This window comes from Bradyrhizobium sp. P2_E8, from assembly GCF_056403875.1.
Window position 1 is genome coordinate 1 of record NZ_JBFUES010000404.1, and the last position, 6287, is coordinate 6287.

General features: G+C 64.1%; 7 protein-coding genes and 1 tRNA gene. 3 read left to right on the top strand and 5 right to left on the bottom strand.

All coding sequences use genetic code 11. The features are described 5' to 3' along the window. Positions 1-43: 43 nt before the first annotated feature. Positions 44-829: an SDR family NAD(P)-dependent oxidoreductase gene (locus AC1D00_RS21740; protein ID WP_027549159.1), complete on the bottom strand. Its 786-nt coding sequence runs from the start codon at positions 827-829 to the stop codon at positions 44-46. Between the two features lie 133 nt (positions 830-962). On the opposite strand from AC1D00_RS21740, the gene AC1D00_RS21745 reads away from it, so the two are divergent. Both AC1D00_RS21745 and AC1D00_RS21750 read left to right on the top strand, forming a co-directional pair. Beyond that, a complete protein-coding gene (locus AC1D00_RS21745; protein WP_167771409.1) occupies positions 963-1661 on the top strand; it encodes a histidine phosphatase family protein in 699 nt (232 codons plus the stop codon). A gap of 124 nt (positions 1662-1785) precedes the next feature. After that, positions 1786-2553 carry an SDR family NAD(P)-dependent oxidoreductase gene (locus tag AC1D00_RS21750; protein ID WP_014494484.1) on the top strand — a complete coding sequence of 256 codons (768 nt, stop codon included), beginning with the start codon at positions 1786-1788 and terminating at the stop codon, positions 2551-2553. A 103-nt stretch (positions 2554-2656) separates the two neighbouring features. On the opposite strand, the gene AC1D00_RS21755 is transcribed toward AC1D00_RS21750, so the two are convergent. Beyond that, positions 2657-3880 carry a serine hydrolase domain-containing protein gene (locus AC1D00_RS21755; protein WP_477012077.1) on the bottom strand — a complete coding sequence of 408 codons (1224 nt, stop codon included), beginning with the start codon at positions 3878-3880 and terminating at the stop codon, positions 2657-2659. 150 nt (positions 3881-4030) lie between these two features. Here AC1D00_RS21755 and AC1D00_RS21760 point away from each other — a divergent pair. Further along, positions 4031-4106: transfer RNA gene (locus tag AC1D00_RS21760), tRNA-Trp, on the top strand. A gap of 101 nt (positions 4107-4207) precedes the next feature. On the opposite strand, the gene AC1D00_RS21765 is transcribed toward AC1D00_RS21760, so the two are convergent. The 3 genes from AC1D00_RS21765 to AC1D00_RS21775 all read right to left on the bottom strand — a co-directional run bounded on the left by AC1D00_RS21765 (position 4208) and on the right by AC1D00_RS21775 (position 6126). After that, the gene (locus AC1D00_RS21765; protein WP_477012078.1) at positions 4208-4969 is read right to left on the bottom strand and encodes a glycosyltransferase family 2 protein; all 762 of its coding nucleotides are present in this window, start codon (positions 4967-4969) and stop codon (positions 4208-4210) included. Between the two features lie 135 nt (positions 4970-5104). Beyond that, a complete protein-coding gene (locus AC1D00_RS21770; protein WP_477012079.1) occupies positions 5105-5611 on the bottom strand; it encodes a hypothetical protein in 507 nt (168 codons plus the stop codon). An 8-nt stretch (positions 5612-5619) separates the two neighbouring features. Then, on the bottom strand, positions 5620-6126 hold the full coding sequence (locus tag AC1D00_RS21775) for a hypothetical protein (protein WP_477012080.1): 507 nt from the start codon (positions 6124-6126) through the stop codon (positions 5620-5622). Between the last annotated feature and the right edge of the window lie 161 nt (positions 6127-6287).

Genomic DNA, 6287 nt, shown 5'->3' on the forward strand with positions numbered 1-6287 from the left:
CTAGTGCGCAATTGCGCACGGGGGGCCGGGACGACACTGTGTGTTAAACCGGCTTGCCCGTATACGGCATCGACGCCGTCAGGCCGCCGTCCACCGGGAACGCCTGACCGTTGACATACGAGGCTTCGTCGCTGGCCAGGAACAGTCCCATCGCCGCGAGCTCGTGCGGCTGGCCGGGGCGCTTCAGCGGATTGAGCTGGCCGATCTTGTCTTGGGTGCCGCGCTCCTTGGCGCGGTCGAAGATCGGTTTCGTCATGCCGGTTTCGATCAGGCCCGGGCAGACCGCGTTGATACGCACGCCGGTGCCGGTGAGCGAATAGGCGGTGGTCTGCACCAGGGAAATCACGCCGGCCTTGCTCGCCGCATAGGGATGGCCGCTGGCGCCGGCCTTGAGGCCCGCGACGGACGCGGTCAGCACGATCGCGCCGGACTGCTGCTTCACCATGTGCGGCATCGCGTGCTTCACCGCGAGGAACGGTCCGATCAGATTGACGCGCAGCACCTCCTGCCAGTGCTCGACGGTTTGCTCGCCGAGCGGGACGAGCCCGCCGGAGACGCCGGCATTGGCCCAGATCACGTCGAGCCGGCCGTGCGTCTTCACCGCCTTGTCGATGACCGCAATCACATCCTTCTCGGAACCCGCATCCGCGACCATCGCTTCCGCGACACCGCCGGCCTTCTTCACCTCCTCGACGGTCTCCTTCACCGCCTCGGTGCGATCGACCGCGATCAGCCTGGCGCCCTCCCTGGTGAACAGCAGCGCAGCGGCACGGCCGATGCCGCTGCCTGCGCCTGTGATGATGACGGATTTGTCTTGCAGGCGGCCCATGCGTTTCTCCCTTTGGCTCGTGCACGACGCTTGCCGCGCGACGGAATTTCAAACAAGATTTCAAACGGTAAAGTGTCTTGAGACACGTTCACACCTGACGTACAGCGACATTACACGGGATGGAAGGGTTTCGATGGCAGGCGCAGACAAGCCGAATGTGGTCACGACACGGTGGTGGTGGGTCCGTCACGCGCCTGTGCGCAATGACGGCGGCAACATCTACGGACAGAGCGATATCGCCTGCGACACCAGCGACACCTATGTGTTCAATGCTGTTGCCAAGGTGCTGCCACGCAAGGCGGTCTGGTATTCGAGCAATCTGATGCGGACGCATCAAACGGCCGAAGCGATCTGGGCGGCCGGCTTTCCAAGGCCTGCATCGATGAAGTGGGAAGCGGACCTTGCCGAGCAGAATCTCGGCCGCTGGCAGGGCATGAACCGCGCCCAGTTCATCGCCAGCCGTCCCGTCGGCACGAGCTGGTTCGCCGACATCAACGAGCCCGCGCCCGGCGGCGAAAGCTTCATGGATCTCTACAACCGCACGCGCCGCACCATCGAGCGGATCAACACTGAGGCGGCGGGGCAGGACATCATCGCGGTCGCGCATGGCGGCACCATCAAGGCCGCGCTGGGGCTCGCGCTCGATGGCCAGCCGGAGCGGGGCCTGTCGTTCGACATCGACAATTGCTCGGTGACGCGGCTCGACTATTTTGCGAGTCCGGAGCGCAAGGTCTGGCGGCTGCCGATGGTCAATCAGCAGCCATGGATCGCGGATGATGCGCACGCCGAGATGCACCAGCTTGCGGGACCTGAAGTCAAGAAGCTCGCCTGAGTGAGTTGTCATCCCGGGATGGTCCGAAGGACCAGACCTCAGGTGCGCACCTGCGCACCATAGTTCGATGCTTCGCATCGCCGCGTAACGACACTGAATACGAAGATCAATCTGGGAGAGAAACATGACCTTGTTCGACATGAAGGGGAAAGTCGCCGTCATCACCGGCTCGACGCGCGGCATCGGGCTTGCGATCGCCGAGCGCATGGCCGAGCACGGCGCCAAGGTCGTGATTTCCTCGCGCAAGGCCGATGTTTGCGACCAGGTCGCGAAGGGGATCAACGACAAGTTCGGCAAGGGCACCGCGGTCGCGATCGCCGCCAACATCTCCTCGAAGGAAAATCTGCAAAACCTGATCGACGAGAGCAACCGCGCCTTCGGCAAGATCGACGTGCTGGTGTGCAACGCCGCATCGAACCCGTATTACGGTCCGCTCGCCGGCATTTCCGACGATCAGTTCAGAAAGATCCTCGACAACAACATCGTCGCCAACAACTGGTTGATCTCGATGGTGGTGCCGCAGATGATCGAGCGCAAGGACGGATCGATCATCATCGTCTCCTCGATCGGCGGCCTCAAAGGCTCGACCATCCTCGGCGCCTACGCGATCTCGAAGGCCGCCGACATGCAGCTCGCGCGCAACCTCGCCTGCGAATACGGCAAGCACAACATCCGCGTGAACTGCATCGCGCCCGGCCTGATCAAGACCGATTTCGCCAAGGCGCTGTGGGACAATCCGGAGAACCTGAAGGCCTCGACCTCGCGTTCGCCGCTGCTCCGCATCGGCATCCCCGACGAGATCGCCGGCGCGGCCGTGTTCCTGGGCTCGAAGGCCGGCGACTTCATGACCGGCCAGACCATGGTGATCGACGGCGGCGCGACGATCAGCTGAGGCGCTTGCGCGGGAAGGGGCGATTGCGTCGCCCCTTCATYGGTGTCATCGCGGGGCATGACGGTGAGAGTGGAGACGCAGCGTTGCGTGTAAGCGCCGCCCCTCAATCCACCRCCGCGTACACCAGGTCCCGCACCAGCGTGCGCGTGTAATCGCGCTGGCCCGGGCCCTGGCTCATGAACACCGCCAACAGATCCTCCTTTGGGTCGATCCAGAAGAACGTCCCCGCAATGCCGCTCCAGAAATACTGGCCGACGCTGCCGGGGAAGGGCGCGATGCCGGCCTCGCGGCGCACGGCGAAGCCGAGGCCGAAGCCGTGGCCGGGCGAGAGCAGGGTGCCGTTGGTCTTCACCTCGGGCCCGAGGTGGTCGGAGGCCATCAGCTCCAGCGTCTTGCGGCCGATGATCCTGTTGCCGTCGAGCGTGCCGCCATTGCGCAGCATCATCGCGAAGCGGGCATAGTCCATCGTGGTGGAGACGAGGCCGCCGCCGCCGGATTCCATCACCGGCTGTTCCAGCATGTTGAACAGCGCGACCTTGTCGCCGGTCCAGGGATCGGCCGCGAACGGCTCGGCGAGCCTGTTGGCATTGGCCTCCGAGGTGGCAAAGCCGGTCTCGGCCATCTGGAGCGGGGCTAGGACGCGCTCGGTCAAGAACGCGCCGAGCGGTTTGCCGCTGACGACCTCGATGATGCGGCCGAGGATGTCGGTGGAGCGGCTGTAGTTGAACTCGTCGCCGGGGTGGCAGACCAGCGGGAAGCTCGCCACCAGCGCCGCGTGCTCGGCATTGGTGATCTTGCGGCTGCGCACCCGCGAGTCCTGGTAGATCTTGTGCACCGGGCCGTCGCCCTGGTGCTCGTAGGTCAGGCCGGAGGTGTGGCGGAGCAGGTCCTGCACCGTCATCGGGCGCCTCGCTGGAACCAGGTCCAGCCTGCCGCCGCTGACCACGCCGACCTTCTGGTCGGCGAATTCCGGGATGAATTTGGCAACGGGATCGCCGAGCAGGAGGTGGCCGTCCTCGACCAGCGCCATGACGGCGACCGAGACGATCGGCTTGGTCATCGAGAAGATCCGGAAGATCGAATCAAGCGCCATCGGCGCCGATGCGGCCGGGCTCTGGCGCCCCAGCGCCTCGAACCAGCCGACCTGGCCGCGGCGGGCCACCAGCACGGTGATTCCGGGGACGGTGCCCTTGTCGATCTCGCGCTTGAAGGCGTCCGACATCGCCTGGAGGCGCGGCCGCGACAGGCCCAGCGTCTCGGGCTTGGCTTCAGGCAAAGGCGGTGTTTTCGGCGCGGTGGCGGGGCTAAGGGCGGCTGTCGCGGTCATGGTCACTCCCGGGGGCAGATTATTATCGGGAGCGAACTGTGGCCCAGAAGGCGCGGCACAAACAAGCGAAGGCAGCGCGCTTCTCCCTTGCAATCCGGCCGTCCCATGTGCTTGAAAGCGGCCGTGATCCTAAGGCGACGCAGGGTCCGTAGGAGTGTAGCTCAATTGGTAGAGCACCGGTCTCCAAAACCGGGGGTCGCAGGTTCGAGCCCTGCCACTCCTGCCAGCGAAATCAACCATTTAGACTAGATATCGGCAGGATGGGGACAAGATCGCCCCGGCAGGCGCACGCGCTCGTTGCCCGCGATCGGGGCCCTCGGCCGGGGATCAGCGTGCGGGGGTCGGCCCGGCGTTGGCGGGAACCTGATCGAGATCGACATCCCGAATCGGAACGCGGCGGAGCAGCGAGACGATGGTCCCGACGAGCTCGAAATAGGTACGCAGCCGCAGCGCACGCGATGRCCCCTTCAGCTCCGCGTTCAGGCTCACGGGGACCTGGATGTGGGTGAGGCCGAGCTGGAGCAGCGAGATCAGCGCACAGATCTGATAGCCATAGCCGTCGGCCTTGACCGCGATCTGGCGCAGCCATTTCACGGGGTAGACGATCATGCTGTGGTAGTCGGACAGCCAGAAGCCGAACAGGCAGTTCAGGATGAAGCGCAGCGAATGCGACTGGATCGAGCGGTTGACGGAGCGGTCCGACTGGTTGTCGCGATAGGTGATGACGATGTCGGCGGCGCCCGCCGCCTTGAACATCCTGGCGATGCCGTCGTTCTGAAAGGCGTGATCGCCTGGGATGAGGGTGATGGAATCGAATTTCGCACGCGCCAGGGCGTATTCGAAGCCTGCGCCGACGCCCCGCCGTTCGGCGTTGTGATGCACGATGATCCGCGGCTCCCTGGCCGCGAACCCGTCCATGATCGCGCCGGTGGCATCGGTGCTGCCATCGTCGATCAGGAAGATCTCGAAATCGTCCAGCAATTCGCGCGCGAGCGGCAGCACGCCGTCAATGGTATCGGCGATCTTGTCCTGCTCATTCAGCGCAGGGATGACGATCGTAAGCCTTTTTGCCGCCCTGGAAGGTGTCATCGCATACCGCCGTTGCCGGCCACTCTTACTGTTGGATACTGTTGGAACCCCATCCACAACCCTGGGTGACCAGGGTGCGGCCAACAATATCGGTCCCACAGGTCAGGTCAACGCCGCGGCGTTGCATTCGGGCAACTAGTCGGGGAAATCGTAAAGTCCGGTGTCGCCGATGCCGAAGGCATGGCGCAGCCGCCCGATCCGTTTTGCCATGATCTGCCCTGCCTCCGTCGCGGCAAAGCGCGAGTCGGCCTGCTCGACCAGGCCGCCGTCGATCAAGATCTTGGTCCGCCCCTGGAACAGAGCTGGAACCTGCCGTTCCACGACGTCCGCCAGCGGAGCCTTCCGGCCGGGCCGGTCGACCAGACCAAGCAGGATGTCCAGTGAGACCGATTTGTAGACTGCTCCGAACGCGAAAACGTAACCCATGACGCCAAAGCCGAAGATCGATGCGGCGTCCCAGTAGCGGAATTGCGGGAGGGTCAACACGCCGAGCAGCACGCCAAGAAGATGCGAAACGACCGCGGCGATCGCGAGCAGGATCACCGGTGCAAGCGACCAGCCCTGAACACGGGCGATGAACTGCATGGCGGGCGCCAGCAGGGTAAATACGACGGCAGCGATGAGACCGATAGCGAATGACATCGTGGCCGCTATCCAAGACCCGTTGAGAAACGAACGAGTTTGACGAGATGCGCCACAGCGAGCCCCTTGGCCGTCGGGGCCAATTTGTCATCGGCCGTCGTCACCATTCCCGAACCGATCAGGAGCTTCAATCGATTGTGCGCGAAGGTGCCGAGATCTCCCCCTTGCATGTAGGCGGCAGCCCATTGCTCCGAGGTGAGGGGACGTCCGGCCTGGACGAGCGCCGTGAGCAGCGTCAGAGTAAAGCCCCAGGCCAGCAGGCTGAACAGGACGTAGCAAAGYATCATCGCCGTCGCCAGGAGGAAGAGGCCGCTGACCAAATCGTCGAGATTCCGTGGACCGGGAATCGCGATACAGGTGATCACGAAAAGTGCGATAACGCTGAGACAGCCCAGCCGAAAACGGCGGCCGGCCCCGCCAATGGCAGCGATACGTGCATAGCACAGCAACAGCAGCGGAAGCGCGACACTGAGGCAAATCGCAGTGGTCTGCGCCGGGCCCGGTAGGAAGTTCATCGCGGATCGCCTTGGACGCCTCGGTGCTGCCCGACCTGTTCGGTGTCTATAGGAGGTCGCATTTTGGGGGTCAATGAGCAATTGGGAGCCCATCATCCGGCTCTTGCGGCGGTCAGGTAGGCGTGCGAATTCTTGCCGCCGATGCCGTCTCTCCCCCGTCC

Excerpts from the sequence above, each read along its gene's own strand:
- AC1D00_RS21740 (WP_027549159.1), bottom strand. The coding sequence starts at position 829 with ATGGGCCGCCTGCAAGACAAATCCGTCATCATCACAGGCGCAGGCAGC.
- AC1D00_RS21745 (WP_167771409.1), top strand. The coding sequence starts at position 963 with ATGGCAGGCGCAGACAAGCCGAATGTGGTCACGACACGGTGGTGGTGG.
- AC1D00_RS21750 (WP_014494484.1), top strand. The coding sequence starts at position 1,786 with ATGACCTTGTTCGACATGAAGGGGAAAGTCGCCGTCATCACCGGCTCG.
- AC1D00_RS21770 (WP_477012079.1), bottom strand. The coding sequence starts at position 5,611 with ATGTCATTCGCTATCGGTCTCATCGCTGCCGTCGTATTTACCCTGCTG.